Source organism: Allobosea sp. CER48, assembly GCF_044752385.1.
Classification (GTDB): Bacteria; Pseudomonadota; Alphaproteobacteria; order Rhizobiales; family Beijerinckiaceae; genus Allobosea.
The window spans coordinates 1-1,615 of record NZ_JBIWYK010000591.1 but is presented as its reverse complement, the minus strand read 5'-3'; the positions used below and the strand labels follow the sequence as shown (position 1 = coordinate 1,615).

Annotated in this window: 2 protein-coding genes; one reads left to right on the top strand and one right to left on the bottom strand. The window is 70.5% G+C overall.

The window, feature by feature from the left end:
• Positions 1-596 (bottom strand): Spy/CpxP family protein refolding chaperone (locus ACIPIA_RS15810; RefSeq protein ID WP_400510931.1); only part of this gene is annotated, 596 nt, incomplete at its 3' end.
• Positions 597-766: 170 nt separating this feature from the next.
• On the opposite strand from ACIPIA_RS15810, the gene ACIPIA_RS15805 reads away from it, so the two are divergent.
• On the top strand, positions 767-1,615 hold an 849-nt coding region (locus ACIPIA_RS15805), incomplete at its 3' end, for a P1 family peptidase (protein WP_400510930.1).

The window sequence follows — 1,615 nt, the reverse complement described above, 5'->3', positions numbered from 1 at the left end:
CGCCGGTCGTCGCGGCCGCGCCAGCGCCGCTCTCCATGGTCGTCCTGATCCTGGTGCCACCCGCCGCGCCAGGCCCGCATCTCGCGGAAACGCTCGCGGCCTTCCGCCATCGCCTCACGGACCGAGCGGCGCAGCACCGTCTTCTGCTCGTCGCTGAGCGTGGCCCAGAGCGGGCGAACCGCATCCGCCAGTTCCTTGGAGCGCATCGCCCTCATGTTCGCGCGGCTGGCGGCCGCATCGAGACGCTCCATCAGATCGGCGTGGCGCAGCTTCTCGCGCTCTTCCCGCATCGTCGCCCATTGCTGGGCGCGCTGCTCGCTACGCTGCTTGACGAGGGCCTCGACCTTGTCGAACAGGGCGGTCTGCTCGGGCTTGAGCTTGAGATCCGCCCGCACCTTCGCCAGACGCTCGTCGAGGCGCGCCTTGGCGCGCTCGGCCTGGCGCTCGCGCCACTCCTGGCGTCGCTGCTCGCGGCCTTCCGTGCGTTCCTGCTTCTGATCCGCTCCCGCCGGCGGCACCGGCTGCGGCTGCGCGAAGGCCAGCGTGCCGGCCAGCATCGCGATCGACGAGGCGGCAATGAGTGCGATGGATTTCATGGGAATCTCCCTTGAGGCAGTCCAGTGTGTCGCTCAGCGGGTCTCGAAGCCGATTGGCGATAGGGTCAGCCTGCCCCCCGATCCCTGACCCGGCAATGGCTCCAAGATGAAAAGATCGTAATGTGACGGGAACGCGGACGGCGCGATTCGGTTCGCCATCGGGTTTTCGCATGCGCAATCTCATAACCGACGTCCGCGGCATCCTCGTCGGCCAGGCGGATGATGCGATGGCAGCCACGGGCGTGACCGCGGCGATCTTCGAACGCCCGACGGTCGCCTCGGCGGCCGTGCTCGGCGGCGCCCCCGGGACGCGCGACACCGCCCTGCTGCTCCCCGAAATGACGGTCGAGCATGTCGACGCGATCGTGCTCTCCGGCGGATCGGCCTGGGGCCTCGGCGCGGCCGACGGCGTCATGGGCTGGTTGGCCCGGGAAGGCCGCGGCTTCCCGGTCGGCGCGGCGCGAGTGCCGATCGTTCCGCAGGCCATCCTGTTCGATCTCGCCAATGGCGGCGACAAGCCCTGGGCCCGTGGCGAAGGCGAGACACCCTATCGCGAACTGGGCCGGCGCGCGGCGGAAGGAGCCGGAATGGACTTCGCGCTCGGAACAGCCGGAGCCGGCTTTGGCGCGACCACGGCCAACCTCAAGGGCGGCATCGGCTCGGCCAGTGCCCGTGCTGCGACCGGGCAGATCGTCGGTGCCCTCGTCGCCGTCAACGCCGTCGGCACGGCAACGATCGGCTATGGTCCCCACTTCTGGGCAGCGCCCTATGAAGACGGCAAGGAATTCGGCGGCCTCGGCTGGCCCCCATCGATCGGGCCGAATGATCTCGGGCTGCGCTTCAAGGGCGGACCGGGCCAGAATACGACCATCGCCCTGGTGGCGACCGACGCGGCGCTGACCAAGGCCCAGGCCCGGCGCCTCGCGCTCGCCGCGCATGACGGCTTCTCGCGCGCCTTGCGCCCGGCTCACGCTCCGCTCGACGGCGACGTCGTCTTCGCCGCCGCGACCGGCCATAGC